The organism is Streptomyces sp. NPDC006197 (assembly GCF_040613865.1).
In the GTDB taxonomy this organism is placed as follows: Bacteria; Actinomycetota; Actinomycetes; order Streptomycetales; family Streptomycetaceae; genus Streptomyces.
Genome location: NZ_JBEXSZ010000038.1, coordinates 19118 through 45101, shown reverse-complemented (window position 1 = coordinate 45101; position 25984 = coordinate 19118). Strand labels below are relative to the sequence as shown.

Sequence of the window (25984 nt, the reverse complement as noted above, 5' to 3'; positions counted from 1 at the left end):
GGCGCTCAGCCGGCGGTGGGGCCGGTCCAGTCGGCGGGGACGCGGGCGAGGCGTACGCGCTGGGGGTGGTCGCCGACCTCCACGCTCGCCACCCGCTGCCCGGTGGCGAAGTCGATGGCGGTGACCCGGTCGGCGCCGCTCTCGGAGACGACGCAGGACCGGCCGTCGCCGCTCACGGTCGCCCAGTAGGGCTTGGAGGCCGGGACGAGCGGCCCTTCCCGGAGGGTGTCGCGGTCGACCACGGTGGCGTAGTCGTCCATCGTCCCGGCGACGCAGAGCTTGCCGCCGTCCGGGCTGATCGAGAGGCCGTGGTGGCGCGAGTCGTTGACCCAGGTGGTGCGGTCGGGGTCGGTGGCCGGGTTGCCGGGGAGGTTCTTGAGGCGGGTGATGCGGTCGGAGTCGACGTCGTACTCGAGGAAGCCGTTGAAGAAGGAGACCTGGAAGTAGATCTTCTTCTCGTCCGGCGTGAAGACGAGCGGGCGGACGGCGTCGGAGAGGTCGCCGCGCCCGAAGGCGTCCAGGCGGGCGCGCATGTCGATGACGCGGACGGTCTCGAAGGTGTCGGCGTCGACGACGGTAATCTTCCGGTCGCCCTTGCTCCAGTCGAGCCAGGGGGCGTCGAGCGCGGTGGTGACCTCGCCGATGGACATGTTCCAGAGGAGGCCGTCGGAGGTGAAGACGTTCTCGTGGGGCTTGTCGCCGGTCTTGAAGGAGCCGAGTTGGCGCCCTGTCCCGATGTCCAGGACGTGCACGGTGTTCGCGGTGGAGGCGGAGACCGCGACGCGGGTGCCGTCGGGTGAGACGGCCATGTGGTCGGCGCGGTATCCGGCCACGGGGAAGCGCCAGTTGATCCGTCCGGTGCGCAGGTCTAGGGAGACGACGTCGGCGAAGCTGGGACGGGAGACGACCATGGCGGAGCCGTCGGGGGTCGCGTACATGTCGTCGACGAACTGGTCGTGCCCCTCGCCCGGTCCGCTGCGGACGCCGAGGAAGAAGGCGAGCTTGACGGGGTTCAGGTAGATCTCGCGGAGGCGTTCCTCCTTGTCGGGGATCACGTTCACGCGGCCGACGCGGTGGAAGTCGCCGTGGGAGGCGATGACGTCGGCGGTGCCGTCCCAGTTGTTGCCGACGAACATCACCTCCTGGAGCCCGGCGGGGGCGGCGGCCGGTCCCGGGACGGATGCGGATCCGGCGCCCGCGGACGCGGCGACGAGGGTGAGGGAGGCCGCGAGGGCTCCGAGGAAGCGGCGGGTCCCGGACGTGCGGGGAGAGGGCATGGGGGTCCTTCTTCCGTGGCGCGACGACGACTTACCGGAGGTAACCACGGTCGTGCCATGCTCACAAGCCCCTGTCGCACCCCGTTTCCCGCCGCGTTTCCCGCCACCCCTCGGACCCCCTCGCGCCGGGACGACCCGCGGTGCGGGATCATGGAATCCGGAAGACAGAAGGGACGGAACGGACGATGAGGCACCGCAGTGTCGCGGACCTGATGACGCCCACCGCGGTCGCGGTGCAGCCCGGGACGTCGTTCAAGGAGATCGCGCGGCTCCTCGACGAGTACGGCATCACCGCGGTCCCGGTGGTCGACGAGGAGAACCGGCCGCTGGGCGTCGTCTCCGAGGCGGACCTGCTGCGGCGGCACGCGGCCAAGGACGGACCGAGCACGGCCGAGGCCATGATGTCGAGCCCGGCCGTGACGGCCCGGCCCTCCTGGACGGCGGTCGAGGCCGCCCGCCTGATGGAACGGCACCGGGTGAAGCGGCTCCCCGTCGTGGACGCGGACGGCCGGCTGATCGGGGTGCTCAGCCGCAGCGACCTGCTCCAGCTGTTCCTGCGGAGGGACCGCTCGATCCAGGAGGAGATCCGCGAGGACGTGATCGTCCGCATCCTGCGCCTCTCCCCCTCGGCCGTGCACATCGACGTCGACGAGGGCCGGGTGACGCTCAGCGGCACCCTGGAACGCCCGAACCTCGGCCCGATCCTGGTCCGCCTGTGCGAGACGGTCGACGGGGTGGTGGAGGTCGTGGACAGGATGACGTACGAGGAGGGCGAGGGCACGCCTTAGGAACGGGGTGGGCGGACGCTCCGGGCCCGGGGCCGTCGGACGCTCCGGGCGGCCCGGGCCGTCGGACGCTCCTGGCGACCCCGGGCCGTCAGACGCTCCTGGCGACCCCGGGCCCGTCAGGCGCTCCTGGCGACCCCGGGCCCGTCAGACGCTTTGGGTCGGCGGGTTTTCCCCGGTGGCCGTGTCTCGGGCACGGGCGGGGAGCCCGGCGGGGCCGTTCCGGACCGCCGGGCTCCCGGTGCGGGCGGCGGCTCCGTCAGGAGACCGCCTCCGGCCAGCCGTACCCGGGGCCGGTGTGCTGCGGCACGGTGCCGGCCCCCACCGCCTCCATCTCCCGGTTGGCCTCCCGCATGAGCTTGCCCGCCAGGTCCTTCATCGCCCGGCTCGCGGCGAGTTCGTCGCCGATCGCCGGCACGTCCACGTCCGCCGGGTTGCACCGCGCGGAGCCGTGGCCCGTGAGGGTCGAGGTGCCGGTGCTCAGCCGGGCCTCGGCCCTCGTCATGCCACTGTCCTCGGTCAGTTCCAGGCCGACCGTCCATTCCAGCGTGCGGCTCATGGCCCGCCTCCTCGCATCGCCGGGCCGCGCGGAATCGAGGTGCGGCCCCTTCCGACACCTCCAGGATCCATCGGCCGGGACGGGAACGCGCGGGGACGGGTCAGGGCGCGCGGAAGAGGCGGGGGAAGCGGGGCGCCAGCCACGGCTTGCGGCCCCAGCCGAGCGCCTTGCCGCGCGCGATCACCGGCCAGGGGTCGACCCGCCCGAGGCCGAGGAGGAGGAAGGCGACCGGCTCCGTGAGGATCGTGCAGTCGGGGCGGGCCGGTGGCTCGCGGTCGGCCCGGACCGCGCCGTCCGTGACGGTGACGCCGAAGCCCGGGCCGCTCCGGAGCCGTACGGCGAAGCTCGCGGTCAGGCCCGCGACGGCGGCCGGGTCGGCGACCCGGGGCATCGCCTCGATCATGAACGGCAGGGTGAGCTCGACCCGGCGGGCGTCCAGCATGTGGGGCCGGTTCATGGCCAGGGCGAGGTCGTGGCCGTGGCCGAGCATGTGGGTCAGCAGGTACGAGCCGAGGACGGCCGGGCCCATGGGGCCGAGCGGCGTGGAGAGCCGCTCGTCCGGGTCGCGCTCCTCGACGCTCGCGAGGAACGCGGCGGCCTGCGCCGTGATCATCCCGGCGAGCGGGCCGGGCGACCGCTCGACGAATCCGGCGAGGGCGCGTTCGTTGGCCTCGGCCAGGCTGCCGGGGGTGCCGTCGCCATAGGGGCGCTCGTGCCCGGCGGCCAGATCGGCCATGAGGGCGTTGGCCTGGGCCAGGTGGGCGGCGGCCTCGCCGACCGTCCAGGTGGAGCGGGGGACGGGAAGCCGCGCGGCGTCCCCCGCACCGGCCGGCACCTCGGTGCGCAGGACCGCCGCGATGTCGTCGGCGGTGCCCCGTATCGCCTCGGCCAGCCCTTCGGGGAGCACCCCGTCCGTTCGTCGCGTCATGGCTCCGCCCCTCCTCGGCTCCGGCGGCTCCCCGTGGAGCACCACCGGTAGGTCAGGGACCGTACCAGCGAGTAGGCCTTTCGGCACCGGTCGCGCCGGGAAGGTCTCGGCCACCGGCCGCGGCGGCCACGAGGCCCTGGAACCGGGGCCAGTCGGCGAGGGCGAGGCCCGCCCGCCCGGCCCGGAGGACGACGGCGACGCGGGTGACGCGGCCGTCGTCGTAGCGGCGGCGGCCGTGGGGGTCGCGGGCGGGTTCGAGGAGCCCGGCGGACTCCCAGTGCCGCAGCACGTGGGGGGCGAGTCCGAACCGGCCCGCGAGTTCGCCGATGCTCATCGTCGAAGGCGTCGAAGGCGTGTCGCCGTCCTCGCCCTGGACGGGGTCTACCCCTTCGAGTTGGGCATCCCGAGCCGTGTGTCCGACGCGGCGGCCGAGCACTACGAGGTCCTGACCTGCTCGGTGGACGGCCGCCCCGCCACCACGCACTGGGCGCTCGCCGCCGTCTTCCGCCAGTGGTTCCCGCGGGTGGCGCTCGACCCGGACGTGCTGTTCGTCGACGACGGCTCCGTGCTGACCTCGGCGGGTGCCGCGTCCGGTGTGGACGTCTGCCTGCACCTCGTGCGGAAGGACCACGGCACCGCCGTGGCCAACCACGTGGCGCGCGTGTGCGTCGTGCCGCCCTGGCGGGACGGCGGGCAGGCCCAGTACATCGAGCAGCCCGTGCCGGAGACCACCGCCAACGGGACCTCGGCGACCCGGCAGTGGGCGCTGGAGAACCTGTACGAGCCGCTCACGCTCGGCGAGCTCGCCGGCCACGCCCGGATGAGTCTGCGGACCTTCGCCCGCCGGTTCAACGAGGAGATCGGCATGAGCCCCGGCCGCTGGCTGATCCGGCAGCGGGCGGCCCGGGCCCGGCAGTTGCTGGAGTCCACGGACCTCGCCGTGGACGACGTCGCGAGCCAGGCGGGCTTCACGACCGGCACCTCGCCGCGCCGGCACCTCCACGCGGCGATCGGCGTCTCCCCGCTCGCGTACCGGCGCACGTTCCGGGAGAAGCCGCCTCCTCATAGCCCGGTCGATAGGCTGAGGCGGTGAGACATAGGGATTCCGATGGCGCGGTGCACCCGGTGACCGATCTGAACCTGCTGCGGACGTTCCTCGCCGTCCACCGCTCCGGTTCGTTCACCGCCGCCGCGGGGCTGCTCGGTCTGTCGCAGCCGACGGTGACCACCCAGATCCGCGCCCTGGAGCGGCAGACGGGCCGCGAGCTCTTCGAGCGGCTGCCGCGCGGTGTCGCCCCGACCGCCGTCGCCGACGACCTCGCCGCCCGGGTCGCCGGGCCCCTCGACGCGCTGGCCGCGGTGACCGGGCACGAGGCCGCGCCCCACGAGCGGGCCGCTCCCGTCCATCTGGCGGGCCCCGCCGAACTGCTCTGCGCACGCGTCCTGCCCGCCCTCGCCCCGCTGGCGGCCGAAGGCGTACGGCTGAGGGTGAGCCCGGGTCTGACCGAGCCGCTCCTCGACGAGCTGCGCGCGGGCCGGCACGATCTGGTGATCGCCACCTTCCGGCCGCGCGGGCGGGCGCTGACCGCCGTACCGCTCACCGACGAGGAGTTCGTCCTCGTCGCGGCCCCCGTGTGGGCCGACCGCGTCAGGGAGCGACTGGACCTGGAGGGGCCGGCGGCGCTGTACCCTGTCCCCCTGGTCGCGTACGCCGAGGATCTGCCCATCGCCCGCCGCTACTGGCGTCATGTGTTCGGGGCGCGGCTGTCCCGCCCCGCCGCCGTGACCGTCCCCGATCTGCGCGGGGTGCTCGCCGCCCTCGTCGCCGGAGCGGGCTTCAGCATCCTGCCGCGCTACCTCTGCCACGCCGAACTGGCCTCCGGCGCCCTGGTGTCCCTGCACGAACCGGAGGACCCGCCCATCAACACCGGCTATCTCGTCCAGCGCCCGGGGCGCCCCGACAACCCCGACGTCACCCGGGTCCGGGACCTGCTGATCGAGGCCGGGCCCACCTGGTGACCGACGTCTGGGGGCCGAGCGCTCCTGCTATAACCGGAACATGATCTACCACGTGGTGACGCCCGCCGAATGGTCCGCCCGACCGGAGGAGCCGTACGCCCCCGCCTCCCTCGCGGAGGAGGGTTTCGTCCACTGCTCCCCCGACGAGCCGACCACGCTCGCCGTCGTCGACGCCTACTTCCGGGGCTCCGGTCCCCTCCTGGTGCTCCTCCTCGACGAGAGCCGGCTCACCGCCAGGACGGAGTGGGAGGCCGCCGCGCCGACCCCGCCGCCCGGTGTCCCCGAGGGGACCCTCTTTCCCCACGTGTTCGGGCCGATCGACCGCGCCGCCGTCGCCGAGGTCCTGGAGGTCGTCCGGGACGCGGACGGCCGGGCGACGGGCCTGGCGAAGACCGGCTGACCCGGACCTCCCGGACCGGCTCGCGAAGACCGGCCGGTCCTCCCCTCAGCCCTCCTTGTCCAGATGGGCCAGGACGGCGAGGACACGGCGGTTGTCGGTGCCGTCGTCGACGATGCCGAGCTTGCCGAAGAGCGAGGTCGTGTACGTGCCGATCGCGCTCTCGCTCAGGAAGAGGCGCTGGGCGATGACCTGGTTGGACAGTCCCTCGGCCATGAGGCCGAGCACGGAGTGCTCGCGTTCGGTGAGCTTCTCCAGGCGCCGGTTCGAGGCCCCGCCGCCAAGCAGCTTGGCGATGACGGCGGGGTCCATCGCGGTGCCGCCCGCCGCGACGCGCTCCAGCGCGTCGATGAACTGGTCGGCGTCGAACACGCTGTCCTTGAGGAAGTAGCCGATGCCGCCGGAGCCGTCGGCCAGGAGCTCCCGGGCGTAGAGCTGCTCGACGTACTGGGACAGGATCAGGACCGGCAGTCCGGCGCGGGCGGCGATCACCGCCCGCAGGCCCTCGTCCGTACGGCTCGGCGGCATGCTGACGACCACCACGGCGCACGTCCGTAAGAACCCCACGCCCACGCGCGAGAGCCCCACGCCGACGCGCGCCGGCCACGTACCCGGCTGTCCCGTGCCTCCGCCTTCGTCTTCCGCTCTGCTGCCGTTCGGTGCGTCCGCTGTTCACCGGGGAGTGTCCTTCGCCGCCCCGGTCGGCCCAGGAGTGGGTCTGGCCCCACCCCCTCGTGGGCCCGGACGGACACCGGCCCCGCCGGGCCTTCGCCATGGCGAGGACGAGCGTCAAGGTCTACGGCGCGCTCGGCGCCCTCTCCCTCCTCACCGTCGTCGCGGTGGCGGGCGGCGGCCATCCGGTGAACACCTTCATGTGGGTACGGGCCGTCCTGCTGCCCGCCGTGGTACGCCGCCCTGCAGACCGTCTGCATGCTGCCCGTGGTCCGTCTCGCGTTCCTCACCCGCGGCTCCGCCCTGCGCACCGCGTTCCCCCGTTCAGACCTCCTCGTCCCCGGCGCGCCTCGCGCCCTCCCCGCACGGAGTACCTGGTCCGGCGCGGGGCCGAACGGCCCTCGCCCCAGACACCACGCCGTCCGGGCCGTCCCGTGACGGCGTGTTGCGGGCCGCGCCGTCACCGGCGCCGTGTGCGGTTCTCCCCGCTCTCGGTTAGACCTGGATCACAGGGTGTCGGCCGGCCCGCCGGAAGCCACTCGTCCGGCGTCACGTGCCGCCCACCTCCCGGGAGGAAGCCGATGATCACCCGTCGTAGCGTGCTCGGCGGGGCCCTCGCCGCCGCAGGCCTGCCGCTCCTCGCCCCCGGCACTCCCGCCGGGGGCGAGGCGTACGCGGCGGAGGCTCTGCCGCCGGCCGGCCCGCGCCGTGCGCCCGCCCCCGTGCCACCCGCCTTCACCACGGCCATGCCGGTCCCGCCCGTACTGCGTCCCCTCACCTCGACGGGCGGCGTGGACGTCTACGAGCTGACCATCCGCGAGGCCAAGGCCCAGATCCTCCCGGGCGTCGCCACCGATGTCCTGACCTACGACGGGCACTTCCCCGGCCCCGTCATCCACGCCCGCTCCGGGCGACGCGTCCTCGTCCGCCACCACAACGGCCTCCACATGCCCGTCACCGTCCACCTGCACGGCGGGAGCGTCCCGCCCGCCTCCGACGGCAACCCGATGGACGTCTTCGCCCCCGGCAGCGCGCGGACGTACGTGTACACCAACCGGCAGCCCCACGCCTCGCTCTGGTTCCACGACCACGCCCACCACATGGAGGCCGAGCACGTCTACCGCGGCCTGTCCGGCGGCTATCTGCTCACGGACGACCTCGAACAGAGCCTTCCGCTGCCCAAGGGCCGGTACGACGTGCCCGTCACGATCCGCGACGCCCGCTTCGACGAGCGCGGGCAGCTGGCGTACACGATGGGCGACCGGAACCGCACCACCATCCTCGCCAACGGCAAGCCCGCCCCGTACTTCCAGGTCGCGGCCCGCAAGTACCGCTTCCGGCTGCTCAACGGCTCCAACCTGCGGCTCTTCGCGCTGCGCCTGTCCGACGGCACTCCGCTCACCCAGATCGGCTCGGACGGCGGCCTGCTCGAACGCCCCGTCGCCGTGCCCGTCCTCGCGCTCTCGCCCGGGGAACGCGCCGACGTGGTCATCGACTTCTCCCGCCACCCCGTCGGCACCCGGCTGGTCCTCGCCAATACCGGCCCCGGCCGGCCCGAGCAGGTCGGCAAGGTGCTCCGCTTCGACGTCGTGCGCACCGCCGACGACCCCAGCCGCGTCCCCGAGGTCCTGCGGACGCTGCCGCCCGCCGCCGCGCTGCCCGAGGCCGCCGTCACCCGCCACATCGAGCTCAGCATGGACGAGGACGGGCGCCCCGACCCCCGGGGGTTCGTCAACGGGCGGATGTTCGACCCCGATCGCGTCGACACCACCGTGGCGTTCGGGTCCTCCGAGATCTGGAACGTCACCAACGCCAACAAGCGTGCCCCGCACAACTTCCATGTGCACCTGGTCCAGTTCCGGGTCCTCGAACGCGGCGGACGGCCCGCGGGCCCGACCGAGGCGGGCCTGAAGGACACGGTGCGGGTCATGCCGGGCGAGACGGTGAAGCTGCACATGACGTTCGACGGCTTCCGCGGCGACTACGTGTACCACTGCCACATGCTCGACCACTCGGCCATGGGCATGATGGCCACCTTCCGGGTCCGGTGAGCCGGAGCGGGGACGCGGGGCGGGCGCCTCAGTCGGCCTCTCGGGGGAACTCCATGGCCCGCATGGCCTCCCCGGCCCGCTTCTCCATCTCCTCCGGGGAGACGTCCTCGACGTGCGTGGAGAGGTTCCAGCGGTGTCCGAAGGGGTCCTCGAACTGTCCGGTGCGGTCGCCGTAGAACTCGTTCTTCACCGGTGACAGCTCCGTGGCGCCCCGGGCGAGGGCCTCGGCGAAGACCGCGTCGACGTCCTCGACGTACACGTGCAGGGTGACGGGCGTGCCGCCCACCGTCCTCGGCGAGCGGAAGCCCATGCTCGGGAACTCGTCCGCGAGCATGATGAGCGCGTTCCCGAGCTCCAGCTCGGCATGGCCGATCGTGCCGTCGGGCGCCGGCATCCTCATCCGCTCGGTCGCTCCGAGCACGGAGACGTAGAAGTCGATCGCCGCCGCGGCCCCGTCGACGCAGAGGTACGGCGTGACACGCGGATATCCCTCGGGGATGGCCTTGACGGTCACGGAGCTCCCGCCTTTCCGGACAGGGCGGTCACCGCCGACCGCCGCCTGCGACCACTGATATCCCGAACCCGTCGGCCCGCTCCGACGCCGCGCGGCGGCCCGGCACCGAATGCTCTGAAGGAGCGACCGCCCCTCCGCACCGCTCCCGACGGCTCGACGGCCTGGCGGCCTGGCGGCCTGGTGGCCCGTCGGCCCGACTGCTTGACAGCTCGGCGTAGAGTGGGCACGGGCGCGGCGTGATCATGAGGAGCACCCATGACCGTGGCCGGCCTTGAACACACCACCGTCCCCGCCGACACCGGCGAGGTGACCCTGCTGATAGCCCGCCGGGTGGAGCCCGGTCACGAAGCCGCCTTCGAGCTGTGGGCGAAGGGCATCCTCGACACGGCGGCCGGCTTCCCCGGCCACCTCGGATACGGGCTCTTCCGCTCCTCCGGCGGCGACGCCCCCTGGTTCCTCGTCCACCGCTTCCGGGACGCGGAGGCCTGCCGGGCCTGGCAGGATTCCCCCGAGCGGGCCGCGTGGTTCGCCGACTGCAAGGGCCACCACCACACCGAGATCGCCCGGCGCGAGCTCACCGGTATGGAGACCTGGTTCGCCAAGCCGGGATCGACCCGGCCCGCGCCGCCCCGGTGGAAGATGGCGATCAGCGCGACCCTGGCGATCTACCCGATCTCCGTGCTCGGCAGCCTCTTCCTCGTCCCCCGCCTCACCGCGCTCCCCCTCCTGCTGAGCAGCGCGGTCATGGCCTGCGTCTTCAACGTGCTGATGACCTACGTGGCGATGCCCGCCGTGAGCAGGCTCCTGCGCGGCTGGCTGACCCCGTAGCCCCGCGCCCTCACCCCTTGCGGCCGACGCCCGCGTACATCGCGACGTCCGGCGTCGGCGTCCGCGGCCGCCAGGCGGAGCAGGACACCACTCCGGGCTCCAGCAGCTCCAAGCCGTCGAAGTAGCGGGCGATCGCCTCGGGGGTGCGCTGGGTGAGCTTCGGGGTGCCGTGCTCGTTCCAGAACGCCACCGCCGCGTCGACGTCCGGCATGTCGGGGTGCGTGACCGTGTGGGACAGGACGAGGTGGCTGCCGGGGGCGAGCGCGTCCATCAGGCGGCGGACGACTCCGTACGACTCCTCGTCGTCCTCGACGAAGATGACGACCCCGAGCAGCATCAGCGCGACCGGCTGCGAGAGGTCCAGGGTCTTCGCCGCGGCGGCCAGGATCGTGTCGACGTCCCGCAGATCGGCGTCCAGGTAGTCGGTGCGGCCCTCGGGCGTGCCGACCAGCAGGGCGCGGGCGTGCGCGAGCACGAGCGGGTCGTTGTCGACGTACACGACCCGCGCGTCGGGGGCGACGCGCTGGGCGACCTCGTGCGTGTTGTCGGCGCTCGGCAGCCCCGTGCCGATGTCCAGGAACTGCCGGATGCCCTCCTGCTCGGCCAGGTGCCGCACCGCCCGCCCCAGGAACAGCCGGTCCGCCTTCGCGTACTCCCCGATCCCGGGGTGCAGCTCGCGGATCCGGTCGCCGGCCTCCCGGTCGACCGGGTAGTTGTCCTTGCCGCCGGTCCAGTAGTTCCATATCCGGGCGGTGTGCGGCCGGGAGGTGTCGATGCGCGATTCGATGTCGGTCACGCGGTCAACGTATCGCAGAGCTCCGGCAACTCCCTTGCCTGGCTGCCCCTTTGACCTCTGTTGTTCACGTCGCCGCTTTCCGGCGGGAGCGGAAGGCCGCGCGGTGGGCGCTCGGCGGGTGGCCCGTGTGGCGGGTGAAGAGGGTGGTGAAGGTGCCGGGGTCGCGGTAGCCGACGGAGGCGGCGATGGCCGCGACGGTGCGGTCGGTGGTCTCCAGGAGGTGGCGGGCGCGGCGGACGCGGGAGGACTGGAGGTGGGCGAGGGGGGTGCGGCCGGTCTCGGCGGCGAAGCGGCGCAGCAGGGTCCGGGTGCTGACGCCGAAGGCGGCGGCGAGGGCCGCGAGGTCGTAGCGGGCGGCGAGGTGCTGGTCGAGGTGGCGCATGACCCGCTCGGAGAACCCGTGGCCGGGCTGCGGAAGGAGCCCGGCGTCCACGTACGGGGTCTGCGAGGTGCGCGCGTCGTCGACGAGGGCGAGGCGGGCGGTGGCGCGGGCCACGCGGGGTCCGCCGTGTCGGCGGATCAGGTCCAGCGCGAAGTCGTACATGGCGCTGAAGGCGGCCGTGGTCGTCACCCCCGTGTCGGTGACGACGAGCTCTGCGGGCCGGACGTCGGCGGCCGGGCGGCGGCGGGCCAGGGTGTCCGCGTGGAGCCAGGAGGTCGTGGCACGGCGCCCGTCGAGCAGCCCGGCGTCAGCCAGCAGGAACGCGCCGACGCAGAGGGAGACGACGGCGGTGCCGGCGGCGAAGTGCGCGCGGATCGCCGCGATCTCGGGTGCGAGGGCGCCGAGCCGCTCGTCGAGGTCCGCGTCGAGGAGCAGTTCGAAGCCCGGTACGACGAGGACGTCGACCTCGCGCAGCGGACCGGCGTCGAGCCGCGCGCCGCCGGAGGCGGTGACCCGGCGGCGCGGCGAGACGATCGACACCCGGTAGCCGGGCCCGTCGGGCCCCGCGACGTGCCCGGCCATCGTCAACAGGTCTGGCACGCCGAAGACTTCGGAAGCGAAGCAGCCCGGATAGGCCAGGACACCGACGCGCAGCGCACTCATGGTGGCGAGATTACCGGCGGACTTGGCGATCTCGCCCCTCACCCGGCGCCCGGCCGGCGGGCCACGCTGTGCCCATGACTCCTCCTGTGACTCCTCCCGTGACTCCGCCTGCCGACGATCCGATCGACGACTTCGACCACCGCCTCGTCGACGTGGACGGCGTGGTGAAGACGGTCCACACGGCCGGTGCCGGGCCCGCCGTCGTCGTCCTGCCCGAGATGCCCGGCATCAGCCCCGACGTGCTGCGCCTCGCCCGCTGGGTGCGGGACGCCGGCTTCACCGTCCACGTGCCCTCCCTCTTCGGGACCGACGGCGCCTTCCCCACGCTCGAAGGGGGCCGGGAGGTGGTCCGGCGGGCGTGTGTCAGCGCGGAGTTCCGGGCGTTCGCCGGAGGCGGTACGAGCCCGGTCACGGCGTGGCTGCGCGGTCTGGCGCGCCGGGCGCACGCCGAGTGCGGCGGCCCGGGCGTCGGCGCGATCGGCCTCTGCTTCACCGGCAACTTCGCCCTCACCATGGCCCTGGAGCCGGCCGTGATCGCGCCCGTGGTCAACCACCCCTCCCTGCCCCTCGACGACCCCGGCGGCCTCGAACTCGACGAGGCGGACGCGCGCGCGATCCGGGAGCGGGTGGCCCGCGACGGACTGACCGTCCTCTCCTACCGCTTCGAGGGCGACCGCTGGTGCACGGGCCGCCGCTTCGCCGCGTACCGCGCGCTGCTCGGGGACGCCTTCGACGGCCGTGTCCTCCCGGACGGCGCGGCGAACCCCGCTCCCCCGCCGTTCTTCGCCGAACAGGTCGGTACGCCGCACAGCGTCGTCACCGCCCACCTCGTCGACGAGGCCGGCCACCCCACCGTCCGGGCCCGGGACGAGATCCTGGCCTTCCTGAGCGACCGTCTGCGCCCCGGGGCCGCGGCTCGCCGATGAGGGACGGGCCGGCCTTCAGCGCAGATCGAGCAGCATCACGTCATAGCGGTCCGCGGCCGCGCCTCCGGGCCGCACTTCGCCGACCTTGCGGTAGCCCCACGCCCGGTAGGCGGCGGTCGCCGCCCGGTTCGCCGAGTGGACGTTCAGCAGCACCCGTTCGGCACCGATCCCGTCGAGCAGCGCCGTGTGCAGGCCCCGTGCGACGCCCTGTCCGCGCCACGGCCCGCACACCGCGAGCTCCATGAGCCCGAAGGTGCGGCGCCCGTCCTCGGCCTCGTGGTGGGGAGGCCCGGCGAAGGCTTCGGCGTAGATCAGTCTGAACGCGTCCTCGGCGCGCACGCGCGGCCGCCGGAACCCCGGGATCGTACCCGGCGGCGCCCTCTCCGCCCCGTTCCGGCGTGCGCGGGAGCACACTGGCAGGAGGGGGCGGAAGGCCTGCCCCAGCCCGGGTCCGGCCGGTCCCGCCCACTCGTGGAAGAGGGTGCGCGGATGTCCGGAACCCGGTCATCGTCCCGCTCGCGCTATGCCCCCGACCGGGGGCTCGCGACCCGCATGGCGACGACGATGTTCCTGATCGGCCTGTTGTACGTGGTCTTCGTCGGCGTCCTGCTGGTGCTGCTGCGCGGGTCCTGGCCCGTCATCCTGCTGATCACGGGCGCGCTGTTCGTCGGGCAGTTCTGGTTCAGCGACCGGATCGCCGCTCTGGGGATGGGGGCCCGCGAGGTGACCCGCGAGCAGGCGCCCGAGCTGCACGGCACCGTGGACCGGATCTGCGCGCTGGCCGACATGCCGAAGCCGAAGGTGGCGATCGCCGAGAGCGACGTGCCGAACGCGTTCGCCACCGGTCGCGGCGAGAGGACCGCGCTCGTCTGCGTCACGACCGGCCTGCTGCGGCGCCTGGAGCCGGAGGAGCTGGAGGGGGTCCTCGCGCACGAGATGTCGCACGTGGCGCACCGGGACGTCGCGGTCATGACCGTCGCGTCCTTCCTCGGCGTCCTCGCCGGGATGATGACGCGGGTCGCGCTCTACAGCGGTCTCGGCCGCAGCCGGGACAGCACCGCGGGCATCGCCCTGATCCTCGTGCCCGTGGTCAGCGCCGCCGTCTACGTCGTCAGCTTCCTGCTGACCCGGGTGCTCTCCCGCTACCGGGAGCTGGCCGCCGACCGTGCCGCCGCGCTCCTCACCGGCCGCCCCTCGGCGCTGGCCTCCGCGCTGACCAAGGTGAGCGGCGAGATGGCCCGGATCCCGACGAAGGACCTGCGCAAGGCGGAGCCGTACAACGCCTTCTGGTTCGCGCCCGCCTTCTCCTCCCGGGAGAGCCTGAGCCGGCTGCTCTCCACCCACCCCACCCTGGAGCAGCGGCTCGAACAGCTCGCGCGGATCTCGGCGCGGCTCGGTGAGGCGTGACGGCGGTGGGGTTCCTCGACGGCATCCTCGGGCGCGATCGGCCGGTGCGGCCGGACCTGGACCGTCTCTTCGGGCTGCCGGCCGCCGCGCTCACCCTCCAGGCGGGCACGGGCTTCGTGCCGGCCGGCGCGGGATCGGTGTGCTTCGCGGCGGTGGAGGGCGGCGCGTTCGCGCGTCTGAAGGAGGAGGTACGGGACCTCCTCGACATCGAGGTGGCGGCCGCGGCCGATCGGGGCGGGGCGGAGGGCGCCGGGCCGGGCGCGCACCCCGTGACGTACACCTCGGACGCGTACGGCTACACCTGGCTTGCCGTCCGGCGTCCCGCCGAGGACCTGATCGCGCTGGTCAACGACCTGCACGCGGTCAACGCGCTCTTGGAGGAGGCCGGCTTCGGCCCGAACCTGCTCTGCTCGCTGACCGCCTTCCGTCCTCCGGGGACGGAGGACGGGCGGGCGGAGGCCCCGGCGTCCGGCCCGTACCGGACCCGGGACCTCGCGCTCGTGTACCTCTACAAACGCGGCACGTTCTATCCCTTCGCGCCGCGCGCGGAGCGTGCCGAGACCCGTGACAACGCCTTTGAGTTGCAGGTCAGAGGGCTGCTCGCGGGCGACCTCCCGATGGAGCCCGACCTGGAGCGGTGGTTCCCGGTCTGGGGCGCTCCGGGGCTCGGCGGGGCCTGACGGGGGCGGGGTCGGTCAGTGCCGGGGGCCGATCAGTGCTGAAGGTTGATCGTGAAGCGCCGGACGCCCCTGCCGATCGTCTCGGCGTGGACCGAGCCACGGGCCCGGTCGAATTCACCGGTGCCGCCGGTGATCGCGTTGTCGAACGCGGGCGGAGGGCCCGGGTTGAGGATGCCGAAGACCATCCCCTGCACGGAGAGCTGGCCGCCCGGGAGGGTGTAGGTCACGATGCACTCCTCCGCTCCACCGTCGATGGTCCGGGTGGTGGTGCAGGTGCCGCCGGTCTCGCCGACCTTGTGGCCTTGCAGGTCGTAGAGGTCCGAGCGGAAGGCGGTCCGGTCGCCCTGGGAGGCGGGACCGAGGCGGTTGACGGGGAAGCGCTTCTGCTCCGCCAGCCGGCCGATGAGGGTGATGATCCGGGCCTTGCCCTTGTCGTGGGCGGGACCGGTGCCCGCCGCGGCGCCCGCGACGGGGGCGCAGGCGAGAAGGGTGACCAGGGCGGTGGCCGTGCCGAGACAGGCCGCTCTGATGGGGCGCATCATGTGACTCCTGAGGTCGATGCTCACGGATGGTGCTGTGACGCATTCATAACCTTGGGCTCTGCCGCCGCCCGGAGCGTCCCGGCGCGACCCACCGGGAGATCCGACCGGTCGGACCAACCCCGGGACCGGGAGCAGGAACTCGCCTCGTCGGTCAGTCGAGGCGGATGGCGAGCATGCAGGCGTCGTCCTCGTGGCCGGCCTGGCCGGGGTCGGCGAGGATGGTGTCGATCAGGGCCTGGGGTGCCGCGTCCGGCGAACGGCCGATGAGGTCGGCGAGGCGGTCGATGCCCTTGGTGACGTCCTCTCCCCTGCGCTCGACCATCCCGTCGGTGTAGAGGAGCAGGAGGTCGCCCGGGCGCAGGGGGGTCGTGGTGGTCTCGTACGCGTAGCCGGGCAGCGCTCCGAGCAGAGGGCCGCGTTTGCCCGTGTGGAGGGGGCGGGCGTGTCCGTCGCGGAGGAGGAGGGGCGCGGGGTGGCCGGCGTCGGCCCAGTGGAGGTTGCGGGCGTCGTCGATGTGGCCGGCGACGACGGTGGCGGTCTGTTCCGAGGGGTCGCTGCAGACCAGCTCGTTGAGCCAGGTCATGATCTCGCCGGCGGACGCTCCGGTCTGGGCGAGACCCGCCAGGGCGTGGCGCTGCTGGGACATGCGGGCCACCGCGTCCAGGCCGTGGCCGGCGGCGTCGCCGATGGCGACCAGGACGCGACCGTCGGGCAGGAGGCGGCACTTGTACCAGTCGCCTCCGACGGCCGCGTCCGGTTCGACCGGTCCGTACGAGGCGGCCACGGTCAGACCGACCGCCGCCAGTGCCTCGGAGTGGGTCGGCAGCAGTGCCTCGCGCAGCGCGTCGGCCACCCGTCGCTCCGCCCGTGTCTGGCGCCGGAGCCGGTCGGACTCGCGCTCCGTCTCGGCGAGCCTGCGGCGGCTGCGGATCTGCGGGGTGAGGTCACGGGCCACGAGGTTCACCGCCCACGGCCGCCCGTCGGTGCCGACGACCGGCCGCCCGAGCAGATCGAGCGTCCGCACCTCCCCGAGGACCAGGAAGCGGATCCGGGTCCAGGCGGGTTCCTCCCCGGCCAGGACGGAGGTGAGGAACTCGGCGAACGCGGTGAGGTCGTCGGGAAGCAGCGCGTCACAGAGCTGCTCCAGCGGCCAGGGCATCCGGACATCGGCGTGGAAGATCCGGCTCAACCCCTCCGACCAGGTCACCTTCCCCGACAGCAGGTCCCAGTTGCCCCAGCCGAGGGAGGCGAGGTACTGGGCGTCGATCGTCAGGAGTTCGGTCTGGCTCTGCACGGGCCGCCAGGTCGCGAGGACCTGTTCGCCGCAGAGCGCCGCCGAGTAGAGGAGCGGGGCTCGGTGGAGCCGGCCCAGGCGCTGCTCGGTGTAGTCGACGACCCTGCCTTCGAGCGGGCCGCCGCCGGCGACGACGTCGGTGAGGGCCGCGAGGAGGCCGCTCGTGGCCGCTCCGGGCCGGGCCTCCAGGAACCGCTGTCCGACCTGGCGGTCGGGGGCCTCCAGCCATTCGGCGGAGCGGATGCGGTTGCCGGCGACGATGCGGAAGTCCCGTACCGCCCCGGTCTCGTCGTGGACCGGTTCGAGGAGGACGGCGGAGGCGGGGATCGCGCCGAGGACGGAGCAGGTGCCGGTGGCGCCCGGGTCGTGGGTGCTGCAGAGGCAGCCCGTCCCGGTGTCGTTGCGCGCCGGCAGGGCGGGGCTCTGGGCGAGCGTCTGGACGGGGGCGGTGACCTCGTCCCCGGGGGTGGGGACGGCAGGCCGGTCCGCGTTGCGACGGACGGCGGAGCGCAGGGCGGAGACCTCGCCCCCGATGAGGTCCTTGAGCTCTTCGACGGTGTCGGGCAGCGGAAAACCCATGATCACCTCCCGGGGCCGGTGGGCACGCCGCAGGGCCGGCGGCCCCGGCCCTGCCACCACCGACTCGTTCTCCCGGCCATTGCCCGCTCGTCCCGGGAGCATGCACGGAACCGGACGGCTGCCGACGAGAAGGCACTCGCCCGGAACCGGCCTTGCCCACGTGGCCCTCGCAGCGGCGACACCCGCATCGACCGAGCCCGCGCCGCTCGATCCGCACCCCCGTCCTCGGCCGGGCTGTCTCCGCACGTTCGATACGGCGCCGGGCGAAGCCCCTCGAAGGCGGCTCGGCAACTGGAGGCGACGGGGACCCGGGCCCCGGCACGTACGCAGGCCGCGTGCGGCGCCTCGAGTGGAGGGCGGCGAGGCGGAGGCGGCGGAGGCGGCCGGCCGCCGTGGACTGCTCGTCGGCGTCACGGTCTTCACCGTGGCCTCGCTGCTCGGCGGTCTGTCCGACTCGGCCGCGATGCTGCTCGCCGCGCGCGCCCTGCAGGGCGTCGGCGCCGCCTTCGCCGTGCCCACCGTGCTCGCCCTGATCGCGACCCACTTCACCGACGAGAAGGCCCGGGCCAAGGCCCTCGGCACGTACGCGGCGGTCTCCGGCTCCGGCTCGGCCATCGGCCTCATCGGCGGCGGCCTGCTGACGGACTGGCTGTCCTGGCGCTGGGTGCTCTTCATCAACGTGCCGATCGGCGTCGCGCCGCTCGAGACGATACTCCGGGACAGCATCTCTGAACTCGACGGCACAGCCCGGGAGTTGCTGACCACAGAGCCGCCCGGTGCGGCCCTCGCGACCTGGGCCCGGGCGACGGTGGCGCACGCCACCACGTACCGGGGACTCGTGACCCTGCTGATGGACGGCCTCAAGGACGAGACCTCCGAGCTCAACAACGCCTGTACGTCGATGCAGTCGTCCGGCCAGCAGCTCCTGGAGCGGGCGCAGCGGACCGGCGAGGTGCGGGACGACATCTCGGCGACCGAGCTGTTCGCACTGATCGCCGCGGCGGCCTGGACCCGCGAGCACGCCCCCGACGAAGCCGAGCGGGTCCTGCCGGTCATGATCGACGGCCTCTGGCCACCGCGGACACTGACCGGCTCGGCCAGGGCCTGAGGCGTCTCTTCATGAGTTCCATGTCTTCCGGAACCGGCCCATCCCCGATCGAGGTGCGAAACCTCGGGAGCGAGGTCGTCATCGAGGCGACCGTGCTCGCCGCGACCATCAACGCGTGGCTGCGGCCCTTGGTCGTCACGTGGCGGGATCCACGTTCCACGTCTCCGCCGGCACGGGCCACGCGTCCGCTTCGCCGCGGCGCCAGCCGGAGCACACCGTCCGCGCCGACCACGAAGGTGAACGGTTCGGCCGGCTCCACCGCCGATCGCTCAGCGATCCAGGCACCGAACTCAGCCACCGAGCCGCTCGGGCACCCGCCACTGCCAGGCCGGACCACAGCCTTCGACTCGACCGGTCCGCCCCATCGACGACTCCGCCCCCGCGCACTCACACCAGCCGGCCCGGAGCACTTCCGAAACCGGTGGGCCAACCGGCGCCCCCCGGCGGCAGTTGGCCCGCTCTCCCGATCGTCAGTGTGCGCCGGCGTCGTACAGGGTGGTGCAGGTGTTGTAGGCCCCTTCCTGGTTCCTCCAGTGCCACTTCAGCCTGTCGCGGGTCTGGGGGCCGTAGACGCCGTCGGCGTCGAGGCCGAGGCTCGCCTGGACGCGCTTGAGGGCGGCCGTCGTCTTCGTGCCGAAGATGCCGTCCAGGCCGCCTACGTCCTGGCCGTAGCAGTAGTTCAGGGTGTCCTGGAGGTGGTACACCTGCATACCGCTGGCGCCGGCGCGCAGGGTGCAGAAGTTGGTGCCCTGGGGACCGATGGTGGGGACCTTCGTGTACCAGGCGTTGGTGGAGCCGCTGTAGTAGATCGCGTAGTCGGTGCAGCCGGCGATGGCTGCGTCTGCGGACGGGCTGAAGCCGATCAGGCCGGCGGTCATCGCGGCGGTGGAGCCGAGCGTGGCGAGCGTGCGCTTGAGGTTCATAGGTGGTGCGTCCCCCTGGTGCAGTGCGGTGCAATGCAATGCAATGCGGATGGTGGCAACCGGCGAGTTGCCGTCCAACTCCGAGAAGCCTAGGGGCTGTCCCGTAAATGATCTACGGCATGCCGGTTGACCAGCAACGTTACCCGCATCCTGCGAGGGTGAAGTCGTGGAGGCGGGCGATGCCGAGCACGGCGTGGTGAACGCCTTCGTCCTTGAGGCGGCAGTCACGGAGGATCTTCCACGCCTTGCAGGTGATCGGGGCGACGGGCCACCGGTTCCTCACCACGGTTTCGCAGCTTGGTGGCAGTCGCCCGCTCCAGATCCTGATCACCGCACTGACGAACCAGCAGGACGGCCTTCGCAAGCCGTGCCGGTTCGCTGTTCCGGTTCGTTGTTGGCCGGCGTGAAAGAGCAGACACCGTCCCGATGGACGTGGGCGCTGCCAGAAGCAGCAGCTCCAGGTCGTGGGAGTCGCGGACGAAGCGCAGGGAGGAAGGCCCGTAGCGAGTGACGCCGGCGGTGACCTCGTAGGAGCGGGGGCGCTGCCCGCCGGCCAGAGACAACAGGCAGCGGGAGGGATGTCAGACGGACCTGCGTCGCCGGATGGCGAGGGGGCGATCCGGATGCCCACTCCACCGAAGCCGTCCATCGGGTCACGGAGGCCGGTGTAGTCCGTGTGGACCATCCGACGGACCGCTGACGAGGGGCTTGCGCACCGGCTTCACCCGAGCCGGAAAAGCTCTCCGTAACGACGTCTTCCTCGGCCTGGACGTCGGCAAAGGCGAACCCCACCCCACCGCCGTCACCCCGGCCGACAAGAAGGCGTTCGACTGAGGTCGCTGGCCGAGCTGTCGCTGGTGGGCGAACACCGCCGAGGCCACGGAGGACTCTACGCCGCCGTCTCAAAGGGCCGGATCGACGCGGCGGATCGACGCGGCCCGGACGCGGCAGGCCCTGGCCTCGGTGCCGCTGCCGCGGCAGTCGACGGCCGTCTGGTCCTGACCGTCGATGTCACGTGTCGGCTGCGGCCCGACGCCCACACCTCACCAGAGCGGATCCTGTGCCACACCTACGGCCGGGGCAAGGACCGGCACATCCCCGTCCCCGGGTGGCCGTACTCGATCGTCTGCGCGCTGGAGCCGGGCCGCAGCTCGTGGACCGCCCCGCTGGACGCCCGGCGTCTGGCACCCGGAGACGACACCGCCCGGCAGCTGCGCGACCTGGTCGAGCGGCTGATCGCCGCGGGCCAGTGGCAGACGAGTGACCCGGACGTCCTCGTCATCGCGGACGCCGGATACGACGCGCCCCGCCTGCCCCCCCTTCTGCGGGACCTGCCGGTCCGGGTCCTGGCCCGGATGCGTTCAGACCGAGTACTACGTCGGGCTGTCCCGCCGTGGCAGCCCCACACCACGGGCCGGCCGCCCCGGCACGGAGACGAGCTCGTCTTCGGACAGCCCGACACCTGGGGACACCCCAGACGCCGAAACCATCACCGACACGCGCCTCTACGGCACCATCCGAGCACACTCGTGGGACCGGCTCCACCCCGCGGAACGAGCGAACCGCCGTCATGCTAGCGCCCGCACCGCAACTTTCAGCATTGCGCAGAATTCTTGATCATCTTGGCGCCACGGCGGGTTACGGTGACGCCTGCCACCTGTCATCCACCTCTTGAAGAAAGGCAACTTCGTGAGCACATCTGACAGTTCGCAGCCGGCGCCGACCGCGCGGCCCGGGGACCTTGAGCGGCTACTGGTCACGACAGCGGATCTGGCCGACGCCGGCCTCGACGACTTCACCGAGCTGGCGTCACCCTCGTCCGACGAGGACCCGCCGCCGATGACCGGTCCGACCCCGGAACTCACGGCCCTGCTGAACAGGGCGTTCAGCGACAAGGCCGCGCGCGAGGTCAGGACGTCGTTCATGAACGCCGACTCCTCGATAGTCGTCGACGAGGGAGTCTCGGAGCGGGCAGCAGGGGCTGCCGTGGCCTGGATGGCCGACATGCGGCAGGTGTACGCCCAGTGCGCCGCCTGGACGATGAACATCGGCGATCAGGAGATCACCGTCCAGGTGGTGGATCCGGCCGAAGATCCGAGCGAGCCGCTCAAGGTGGAGCAGAGGTTCGGCGACGAAGCCTTGATGCGCACGATGCTCGCCGGTCCGGTCGGGCAGCAGGCGCAGATCACCACCCTTCTGGTGCGCGATGGCGACCGGGCTCTGGAACTGACGTTCCGTAGCTTGGCGGGCGAGCCCGGTGGGTCCGAGGCGGCGCGGCTCGCCACCGCGATGTCGAAGTTCCTTGAGCTGGCTCCGGCAAAGTTCCTGGGCCTGCCGCTCGGCTAGGGTCTGTTGCGAAGGGATCTTGTTCGTTGATGATCACGTCCTGTGGGACGTGGGAATTTGACGAAGGGGCACTGGGCCCGGATCCTGACCCGGCTCCAGGCCCAGGCCGACGCGAAGGGCCTGATCACCTGGGACGTCCATGTCGACTCCACCGTCTGCCGGGCCCACCGGCACGCCGCCGGGGCAGTGAAAAGGTGCCTCCATGGTTTTCGTCAAGCCGTAGCGGGTGTAGGTGGTTGGTGGTTGGTGGAACGTGCCGTCGCGGAGCATGGCGAAGAGGATGTCGATGCGGCGTCGGGCGAGCGCGATGAGAGCGGCGACATGGTGTTTCCCCTCGCGGCGTTCGCGGTCGTAGGAGGCGCGTGATTCGGGCTGGGACAGCGAGGCGAGGCGGCCGCCCGCCGAAGTTCGACAAGGACGGCTACAAGCAGCGGCACGCGGTCGAACGCGGAATCAACCGCCTCAAGCGCCATCGGGCCGTCGCCGCCCGGTACGACAAGCGCGGCTATGTCCTCCTTAGGACCATGACTGCCGCAGCCCTCGTCAGCTGGCTCCGCTCGTGAGGGCCGGACTCAGTCCCGTCCTCAGGCAGGTGGAAATAGACGGTCCCCGATCGCCAGGGGCCGTGCTCGGTCCTAGCCGGCTCGCGGCTCCTGGCCATCACCCAGATGCTCAACACCGCCGAGCTGGAGTCCAACCAGAAGGCCGGCTCCTGGCGCGACACCTTCGAGCACCGGCGGAACAAGGACCTCCCCCACTCCAACCGCGGACGGTTCGGGTACTACCGCTGCGAGACCCGCCCCAAGGGGAGTTCGGCAAGAAGCCGGAGACCTGCCGACTGAGGCCACTGCCACTTGGCCGAACCCGTGAAGCGCCGCCGTCACGCCGAGGAAATGCTGTGGTCGTGGCCCTGCCGCCCCGTCGGCTCTTCGGAGTCGGTCCCTCGATCGGGTGCGTGAGGGGCCTGCGACACAGGCAGCCGTCGGGATGACCCGGCCGGCGAAGGCGAAAGGCGGCGTAAATGGTGACGGCCCAGCGTTTTCCTGATCCGCTCATCCCGTGCAGACGGCCCACTGAACGCAGCGCGGGCCGGCATCGGCCCAGGAACGGCCGAGCCGGGGCGGTAGCGGTCGCTATCGTGTCCGCGGCGCTCGTGTGGTGCTGCCCCGCAGTCGCTCTGGCAGCGCCGGGCGACCTCGACCCCACCTTCGACACCGACGGCAAGGTCACCACCGACTTCGGCGGCAGCGACATCGCCTTCGCGGTGGCAGTGCAACCCGACGGGAAGATCGTCACAGCAGGCCGCAGCGGCGCCACCTTCGTCCTGTCCCGATACAACGGCGACGGCAGCCTCGACCCCACCTTCGACACCGACGGCAAGGTCACCACCGACTTCGGTGGCGGTGGAGCCCAGGCGTTCGCGGTGACGGTACAGACCGACGGAAAGATCATCGCCGCAGGCACCACCGCTCCAGGCGCTGCCTTCGCGCTGGCCCGCTACAACACCGACGGCAGCCTCGACAGCACTTTCGACACCGACGGCAAGGTGATCACCGACTTCGGCGACCTCGACGAAGCGTATGCGGTGAAGACGCAGGCCGACGGGAAGATCATCGCGGCCGGCCGTACGGGCGCCACCTTCGCGCTGGCCCGCTACGACAGCGACGGCAGCCTCGACACCACTTTCGACACCGACGGCAAGGTGACCCCTGACTTCGGCGCGGGTTCCGCAGCCCGTGCACTGGCGGTGCAGGCCGACGGGAAGATCGTCGCCGCGGGAGAGGCGCTGGGCGGGGCGCCGGACAATCCGGACTTCGGGCTGGCCCGCTACAACTCGGACGGCAGCCCGGACCTCGCCTTCGGCACCGACGGCGAGGTCACCACCGAGTTCATCAGCGGGACCGGCGAACGCGCCAACGGTGTGGCGGTGCAGGCCGACGGGAAGATCGTCGCCGCCGGCTTCTCGGACGGGCGCTTCGCGTTGGCCCGCTACACCACCGGCGGTGCCCTGGATCCCTCCTTCGACACCGACGGCAAGGTGACCACCTCCGTCACTGGTGTCAACGACCGGGTCGACGGCATGGCGGTACAGGCCGACGGAAAGATCGTCGCCGTCGGGGCGGGCAACGGCGACTTCGCACTGGCCCGCTATAACGGCGATGGCAGCCTGGACAACTCCTTCAGCACCGACGGCAAAGTGACCACCGACTTCGGCACCGCCAATGACGAGGGGCTCGCGACGGCGCTGCAGACCGACGGGAAGATCGTCGTCGCCGGCTTCAGCGGCACCGACTTCGCGCTGGCCCGCTATCAGAACGGGACGACGGGAGCGGACCTGTCGGTCACCAAGACCGGTCCGGCCACCGTCAGCCTGGGAGATCAGGCCTCGTACACCGTCACGGTCACCAACACCAGCACTACCACGCCGGCCACCGGCGTCACGCTGACCGACACCCTCACCGGCCCCGGCCCGCTGGTGTCGGCCGCGCCCAGCCAGGGCACCTGCACCACCACCGCGGCCAGCGCCTCCTGCGCCCTTGGCACCCTCGCTCCTGGTACGAGCACCACTGTGACCCTCGTGGCCGAACCCACCATGACCGGCACGCTCTCCGACACGGCCACGGTCGACGCTGCGGAAACCGATCCCACACCGGGCAACGACACCGCCACCGCGAGCACCGTCGTGAACAACGCCCACGGCTGCACGATCCTCGGCACCAGCGGCGCCAACAACCTCGCCGGCACGTCCGGCAACGACGTGATCTGCTCCTTCGGCGGCAACGACAACGTCACTGGCGGCAACGGCAACGACATCTTCTACGCCGGCTCCGGCAACGACGTGATCAGCGCCGGGAACGGCAACGACACCGTTCGCGGAGGCACCGGCAACGACGTGATCAGCGGCGGGAACGGCAACGACGCCCTCCACGGAGAAGCCGGCGCCGACACCCTCGTCGGCGGTAACGGAACCGACACGCTCAACGGCGGCTCCGGAACCGACACCTGCTCCGGGAACCCTGGCGACACCGTCATCAGCTGCCCGTAGGAAAGGCGTCCCGGCAACGAAGGCTCGACGGCCTCCCCACGTGAGGAACACCAGAAGTCTGCGCGGATTACGGCCAGCCGTCATGGCCTTGCGTCGCGGCCTCGCCGAGCAGCTTGAAGGGCGGCACCCGTGCTTGTCCGCCTTCGACTGCCGCAGGCCCACGTCAGCCCCCTCACCGGTGTCGGGTGGTTGCTGACTACGCGGCATGAAACGGTGGAGGTGCGGCGGACTCGGCTTCGCGCCGGCGACGGTGCCCGGCATCGCCCGTTTCGCGTTCGGGAGCCAGATCTCTCACGGGCGCCCTCCGCACCTGTGCACAGGTGCGGAGGGCGCGCAGAAGGTCCATGCTGGTGGTATGGCCGTTTTCGTTGGTGTTCATGGAATCGGGCAACAGTACAGGGGTGGGTTCGAGCTCGCGTCCATGTGGTTCGACTCGTTGAGAGACGGTCTCGTGGCGGCAGGGCATGATTCTGAGGCCTCCGCGTTGACCAGCGAGGATGTCAGAGTCGCTTTCTTCGGCGATCTGTTCAGACCGTCCGATGACGCGATGAGCGGAGGCATGCCTCCTTATACGGCTGACGACATTCCCGACTCCGGCCTTGAGCTGGAACTACTGAAGGCGTTCCACTCCGCAGCCCTGGAGCAGAGCCCACACCTGGCTGCGCAAGCGGGCGCCATGTCCCTGAGGGGGACGACGAAGCAGCTGATTCTGAGCCGTCTCGCCCAATCTCCCACCTTCGTCAATGTGGCTCAGCGGCTGCTCATCGGCAATGTGAAACAGGTCTCGCGGTTCCTGACCGAAGAGGATCTCAAGGAGACCGTGCTGAAGCGATTGGATCAGCAGGTCGGTGAGGATACGCGGGCGCTGATCGGGCATTCGCTCGGCTCTGTCGTCGCCTATGAATACCTGTGCAAGTACCAGCCCACCCAAGTACGCACGTTCGTCACCGTCGGCTCCCCCTTGGGCATTCCCAACCTGATCTTCGATCGGCTCACTCCACGGCCCGCGTCGGGCGTGGGCACGTGGCCGCGCCACGTGACCCGATGGGCGAACATCGCCGACAAGGACGACATCGTCGCGCTGCGCAAGGATCTCGCAGGGCTGTTCACCGGACCATCCGGGGCGGTGGTGGAGGACGGCCTCGTCGACAACGGTGGCGAGCCGCATGCCATCCGGCCGTATTTGAACGCGCGATTGACGGGCGGCGTTCTCCATGGGGCTCTTGAGTGACGGGCGGGATCCGCAAGCCCTCCCAAAACTC

The 25984-nt window shown here is 72.1% G+C and carries 25 protein-coding genes and 7 pseudogenes; 18 read left to right on the top strand and 14 right to left on the bottom strand.

Features of this window, described 5'->3' with window-relative positions:
- Positions 1-5: 5 nt before the first annotated feature.
- Positions 6-1277, bottom strand: a complete 1272-nt coding sequence (locus ABZ318_RS14965) for a YncE family protein (RefSeq protein ID WP_356902871.1) — start codon at positions 1275-1277, stop codon at positions 6-8.
- Positions 1278-1462: 185 nt separating this feature from the next.
- On the opposite strand from ABZ318_RS14965, the gene ABZ318_RS14960 reads away from it, so the two are divergent.
- Positions 1463-2065, top strand: a complete 603-nt coding sequence (locus ABZ318_RS14960; RefSeq protein ID WP_356902870.1) for a CBS domain-containing protein — start codon at positions 1463-1465, stop codon at positions 2063-2065.
- Positions 2066-2321: 256 nt separating this feature from the next.
- Here ABZ318_RS14960 and ABZ318_RS14955 read toward each other — a convergent pair whose 3' ends face one another.
- The 3 genes and pseudogenes from ABZ318_RS14955 to ABZ318_RS14945 form a co-directional block, all read right to left on the bottom strand.
- Positions 2322-2621, bottom strand: a complete 300-nt coding sequence (locus ABZ318_RS14955; RefSeq protein WP_356902869.1) for a DUF1876 domain-containing protein — start codon at positions 2619-2621, stop codon at positions 2322-2324.
- A gap of 100 nt (positions 2622-2721) precedes the next feature.
- On the bottom strand, positions 2722-3549 hold the full coding sequence (locus ABZ318_RS14950; RefSeq protein ID WP_356902868.1) for a maleylpyruvate isomerase family mycothiol-dependent enzyme: 828 nt from the start codon (positions 3547-3549) through the stop codon (positions 2722-2724).
- 157 nt (positions 3550-3706) lie between these two features.
- Positions 3707-3883: pseudogene (locus ABZ318_RS14945) on the bottom strand (MerR family transcriptional regulator); the annotation flags it as partial.
- Positions 3884-3919: 36 nt separating this feature from the next.
- Here ABZ318_RS14945 and ABZ318_RS14940 point away from each other — a divergent pair.
- From ABZ318_RS14940 to ABZ318_RS14930, 3 genes are read left to right on the top strand one after another with little or no spacing between them, the layout of a single operon-like run.
- Positions 3920-4642, top strand: coding sequence for a helix-turn-helix domain-containing protein (locus ABZ318_RS14940; RefSeq protein ID WP_356902884.1), 723 nt, complete (start codon positions 3920-3922; stop codon positions 4640-4642).
- Between the two features lie 32 nt (positions 4643-4674).
- Positions 4675-5568 (top strand): LysR family transcriptional regulator, encoded by an 894-nt coding sequence (locus ABZ318_RS14935; RefSeq protein WP_356902867.1) that lies wholly within the window; start codon positions 4675-4677, stop codon positions 5566-5568.
- A 40-nt stretch (positions 5569-5608) separates the two neighbouring features.
- Complete coding sequence (locus ABZ318_RS14930; protein WP_356902866.1) at positions 5609-5968, top strand: DUF952 domain-containing protein; 360 nt, start codon at positions 5609-5611, stop codon at positions 5966-5968.
- 45 nt (positions 5969-6013) lie between these two features.
- Here ABZ318_RS14930 and ABZ318_RS14925 read toward each other — a convergent pair whose 3' ends face one another.
- Positions 6014-6553 carry a response regulator transcription factor gene (locus ABZ318_RS14925; protein WP_356902865.1) on the bottom strand — a complete coding sequence of 180 codons (540 nt, stop codon included), beginning with the start codon at positions 6551-6553 and terminating at the stop codon, positions 6014-6016.
- Between the two features lie 665 nt (positions 6554-7218).
- On the opposite strand from ABZ318_RS14925, the gene ABZ318_RS14920 reads away from it, so the two are divergent.
- Positions 7219-8688, top strand: coding sequence for a multicopper oxidase domain-containing protein (locus ABZ318_RS14920; protein WP_356902864.1), 1470 nt, complete (start codon positions 7219-7221; stop codon positions 8686-8688).
- A gap of 28 nt (positions 8689-8716) precedes the next feature.
- Here ABZ318_RS14920 and ABZ318_RS14915 read toward each other — a convergent pair whose 3' ends face one another.
- Positions 8717-9202, bottom strand: coding sequence for a VOC family protein (locus tag ABZ318_RS14915; protein WP_356902863.1), 486 nt, complete (start codon positions 9200-9202; stop codon positions 8717-8719).
- 255 nt (positions 9203-9457) lie between these two features.
- On the opposite strand from ABZ318_RS14915, the gene ABZ318_RS14910 reads away from it, so the two are divergent.
- On the top strand, positions 9458-10030 hold the full coding sequence (locus tag ABZ318_RS14910) for an antibiotic biosynthesis monooxygenase (protein WP_356902862.1): 573 nt from the start codon (positions 9458-9460) through the stop codon (positions 10028-10030).
- Between the two features lie 10 nt (positions 10031-10040).
- On the opposite strand, the gene ABZ318_RS14905 is transcribed toward ABZ318_RS14910, so the two are convergent.
- Positions 10041-10826: an SAM-dependent methyltransferase gene (locus ABZ318_RS14905; protein WP_356902861.1), complete on the bottom strand. Its 786-nt coding sequence runs from the start codon at positions 10824-10826 to the stop codon at positions 10041-10043.
- Between the two features lie 64 nt (positions 10827-10890).
- The gene (locus ABZ318_RS14900; RefSeq protein WP_356902860.1) at positions 10891-11871 is read right to left on the bottom strand and encodes a helix-turn-helix domain-containing protein; all 981 of its coding nucleotides are present in this window, start codon (positions 11869-11871) and stop codon (positions 10891-10893) included.
- Between the two features lie 98 nt (positions 11872-11969).
- Here ABZ318_RS14900 and ABZ318_RS14895 point away from each other — a divergent pair, with 98 nt between their 5' ends.
- The gene (locus ABZ318_RS14895) at positions 11970-12797 is read left to right on the top strand and encodes a dienelactone hydrolase family protein (RefSeq protein WP_356902859.1); all 828 of its coding nucleotides are present in this window, start codon (positions 11970-11972) and stop codon (positions 12795-12797) included.
- 15 nt (positions 12798-12812) lie between these two features.
- Here ABZ318_RS14895 and ABZ318_RS14890 read toward each other — a convergent pair whose 3' ends face one another.
- Positions 12813-13136, bottom strand: a complete 324-nt coding sequence (locus tag ABZ318_RS14890; protein ID WP_356902858.1) for a GNAT family N-acetyltransferase — start codon at positions 13134-13136, stop codon at positions 12813-12815.
- A 150-nt stretch (positions 13137-13286) separates the two neighbouring features.
- Here ABZ318_RS14890 and htpX point away from each other — a divergent pair, with 150 nt between their 5' ends.
- A complete protein-coding gene (gene htpX, locus ABZ318_RS14885) occupies positions 13287-14204 on the top strand; it encodes a zinc metalloprotease HtpX (RefSeq protein ID WP_356902857.1) in 918 nt (305 codons plus the stop codon).
- A gap of 5 nt (positions 14205-14209) precedes the next feature.
- Positions 14210-14884 (top strand): hypothetical protein, encoded by a 675-nt coding sequence (locus tag ABZ318_RS14880; RefSeq protein ID WP_356902856.1) that lies wholly within the window; start codon positions 14210-14212, stop codon positions 14882-14884.
- A gap of 32 nt (positions 14885-14916) precedes the next feature.
- Here the strand turns inward: ABZ318_RS14880 and ABZ318_RS14875 are convergent, their stop codons facing one another.
- Positions 14917-15450 (bottom strand): hypothetical protein, encoded by a 534-nt coding sequence (locus ABZ318_RS14875; RefSeq protein ID WP_356902855.1) that lies wholly within the window; start codon positions 15448-15450, stop codon positions 14917-14919.
- A 127-nt stretch (positions 15451-15577) separates the two neighbouring features.
- On the bottom strand, positions 15578-17299 hold the full coding sequence (locus tag ABZ318_RS14870; RefSeq protein ID WP_356902854.1) for a PP2C family protein-serine/threonine phosphatase: 1722 nt from the start codon (positions 17297-17299) through the stop codon (positions 15578-15580).
- Positions 17300-17684: 385 nt separating this feature from the next.
- On the opposite strand from ABZ318_RS14870, the pseudogene ABZ318_RS14865 reads away from it, so the two are divergent.
- A pseudogene (locus ABZ318_RS14865) lies at positions 17685-17993 on the top strand (MFS transporter); the annotation flags it as partial.
- Positions 17979-18407, top strand: a complete 429-nt coding sequence (locus ABZ318_RS14860) for a TetR/AcrR family transcriptional regulator (RefSeq protein ID WP_356902883.1) — start codon at positions 17979-17981, stop codon at positions 18405-18407. The pseudogene ABZ318_RS14865 and the gene ABZ318_RS14860, both read left to right, overlap by 15 nt.
- Positions 18408-18877: 470 nt before the next feature.
- On the opposite strand, the gene ABZ318_RS14855 is transcribed toward ABZ318_RS14860, so the two are convergent.
- Together ABZ318_RS14855 and ABZ318_RS14850 are read right to left on the bottom strand one after the other, a co-directional pair.
- Positions 18878-19330 carry a peptidoglycan-binding domain-containing protein gene (locus tag ABZ318_RS14855; protein WP_356902853.1) on the bottom strand — a complete coding sequence of 151 codons (453 nt, stop codon included), beginning with the start codon at positions 19328-19330 and terminating at the stop codon, positions 18878-18880.
- Positions 19331-19469: 139 nt separating this feature from the next.
- A pseudogene (locus ABZ318_RS14850) lies at positions 19470-19577 on the bottom strand (IS5/IS1182 family transposase); the annotation flags it as partial.
- Positions 19578-20095: 518 nt separating this feature from the next.
- Between ABZ318_RS14850 and ABZ318_RS14845 the strand changes: the two are divergent.
- The 3 genes and pseudogenes from ABZ318_RS14845 to ABZ318_RS14835 all read left to right on the top strand — a co-directional run.
- Positions 20096-20878 (top strand): annotated as a pseudogene (locus tag ABZ318_RS14845) (transposase); the annotation flags it as partial.
- Positions 20879-21001: 123 nt separating this feature from the next.
- A complete protein-coding gene (locus tag ABZ318_RS14840; protein ID WP_356902852.1) occupies positions 21002-21676 on the top strand; it encodes a hypothetical protein in 675 nt (224 codons plus the stop codon).
- 66 nt (positions 21677-21742) lie between these two features.
- Positions 21743-21862: pseudogene (locus ABZ318_RS14835) on the top strand (IS5/IS1182 family transposase); the annotation flags it as partial.
- Between the two features lie 48 nt (positions 21863-21910).
- Here ABZ318_RS14835 and ABZ318_RS14830 read toward each other — a convergent pair.
- Positions 21911-22063, bottom strand: a pseudogene (locus ABZ318_RS14830) (IS110 family transposase); the annotation flags it as partial.
- Between ABZ318_RS14830 and ABZ318_RS14825 the strand changes: the two are divergent.
- The 4 genes and pseudogenes from ABZ318_RS14825 to ABZ318_RS14810 form a co-directional block, all read left to right on the top strand.
- Positions 22036-22239, top strand: a pseudogene (locus ABZ318_RS14825) (IS5/IS1182 family transposase); the annotation flags it as partial. The pseudogenes ABZ318_RS14830 and ABZ318_RS14825 sit on opposite strands and share 28 nt — an antisense overlap.
- Positions 22240-22344: 105 nt before the next feature.
- Complete coding sequence (locus tag ABZ318_RS14820) at positions 22345-22518, top strand: hypothetical protein (RefSeq protein ID WP_356902851.1); 174 nt, start codon at positions 22345-22347, stop codon at positions 22516-22518.
- Positions 22519-22814: 296 nt separating this feature from the next.
- Positions 22815-24722, top strand: a complete 1908-nt coding sequence (locus ABZ318_RS14815; RefSeq protein ID WP_356902850.1) for a calcium-binding protein — start codon at positions 22815-22817, stop codon at positions 24720-24722.
- A 355-nt stretch (positions 24723-25077) separates the two neighbouring features.
- The gene (locus ABZ318_RS14810; protein ID WP_356902849.1) at positions 25078-25953 is read left to right on the top strand and encodes a hypothetical protein; all 876 of its coding nucleotides are present in this window, start codon (positions 25078-25080) and stop codon (positions 25951-25953) included.
- The last annotated feature ends 31 nt before the right edge of the window (positions 25954-25984 follow it).

Coding starts and splice junctions, on each gene's coding strand:
- ABZ318_RS14930 (WP_356902866.1), top strand. CDS start 5,609: ATGATCTACCACGTGGTGACGCCCGCCGAATGGTCCGCCCGACCGGAG.
- ABZ318_RS14810 (WP_356902849.1), top strand. CDS start 25,078: ATGGCCGTTTTCGTTGGTGTTCATGGAATCGGGCAACAGTACAGGGGT.
- htpX (WP_356902857.1), top strand. CDS start 13,287: ATGTCCGGAACCCGGTCATCGTCCCGCTCGCGCTATGCCCCCGACCGG.
- ABZ318_RS14955 (WP_356902869.1), bottom strand. CDS start 2,621: ATGAGCCGCACGCTGGAATGGACGGTCGGCCTGGAACTGACCGAGGAC.
- ABZ318_RS14920 (WP_356902864.1), top strand. CDS start 7,219: ATGATCACCCGTCGTAGCGTGCTCGGCGGGGCCCTCGCCGCCGCAGGC.
- ABZ318_RS14965 (WP_356902871.1), bottom strand. CDS start 1,277: ATGCCCTCTCCCCGCACGTCCGGGACCCGCCGCTTCCTCGGAGCCCTC.
- ABZ318_RS14950 (WP_356902868.1), bottom strand. CDS start 3,549: ATGACGCGACGAACGGACGGGGTGCTCCCCGAAGGGCTGGCCGAGGCG.
- ABZ318_RS14900 (WP_356902860.1), bottom strand. CDS start 11,871: ATGAGTGCGCTGCGCGTCGGTGTCCTGGCCTATCCGGGCTGCTTCGCT.
- ABZ318_RS14910 (WP_356902862.1), top strand. CDS start 9,458: ATGACCGTGGCCGGCCTTGAACACACCACCGTCCCCGCCGACACCGGC.
- ABZ318_RS14855 (WP_356902853.1), bottom strand. CDS start 19,330: ATGAACCTCAAGCGCACGCTCGCCACGCTCGGCTCCACCGCCGCGATG.
- ABZ318_RS14870 (WP_356902854.1), bottom strand. CDS start 17,299: ATGGGTTTTCCGCTGCCCGACACCGTCGAAGAGCTCAAGGACCTCATC.
- ABZ318_RS14820 (WP_356902851.1), top strand. CDS start 22,345: ATGCTCAACACCGCCGAGCTGGAGTCCAACCAGAAGGCCGGCTCCTGG.
- ABZ318_RS14960 (WP_356902870.1), top strand. CDS start 1,463: ATGAGGCACCGCAGTGTCGCGGACCTGATGACGCCCACCGCGGTCGCG.